Here is a 739-nt window from a genome sequence, read left to right as displayed (position 1 = left end):
CATTTAAAGTATTCTTCAAAGCGACAGGCTGCTCATAAATTTCCTTCAGCATGTAGTGTTTGAATTTACCCTTATCTCCAGCGTCATGCGTTATATCTGATTCGCTTACTTCCCGCTCAACTTGTTCATCGTTGAGATCAAAAATTGTTACGCTGTGGCGAGTTAGCTCAGCAATGTCTCCTTCTTCAAGAAAGGCAAATCTATTCGTAACGGGAAGTAATGCTAGCTGATCGGACGCTAAGAAATTTTCTCCAATGCCATAACCAATGACGAGTGGGCTACCAGAACGCGCTGCGACCAATCTATCTGGATCTGCTGTTTCCATTGCCACGGTTCCATATGCACCGACTAGCTGACGAATGGCTTGACGGAATGCTTCTAGAAGAGTGGAACTAGTTTTGCGTTCATGATGAATAAGATGGGCAATTACTTCGGTATCGGTATCGGACGTAAAAATATACCCTAATCCAATGAGCGTTTTTTTTAGGTCCAAATAGTTTTCGATAATCCCGTTATGTACGACGGTAATTTCGTTACTTGATGTGTGTGGATGGGCGTTTTGTTCATTAGGCTCACCGTGTGTTGCCCAACGGGTATGTGCGATGCCAGTACCACCTAAGCAAGGAGTTTCTGTTAGCGCGTCGGCTAATGCTTTCACTTTACCGACACGACGTACACGTTGAAATTCTCCGTCTTGAGATAACACAGATACACCTGCAGAGTCATAACCTCGATACTC

1 protein-coding gene is annotated in these 739 nt (G+C 44.1%); it reads right to left on the bottom strand.

Annotated features, from left to right (window positions below):
- Positions 1 to 739, bottom strand: a 739-nt coding sequence (locus tag A3738_RS23645) for a class II glutamine amidotransferase (RefSeq protein ID WP_197473990.1), incomplete at both ends; no start/stop codon positions are given.

The sequence above is a fragment of the Oleiphilus sp. HI0066 genome (assembly GCF_001635725.1).
This window is presented reverse-complemented; position numbering and strand designations above follow the sequence as displayed.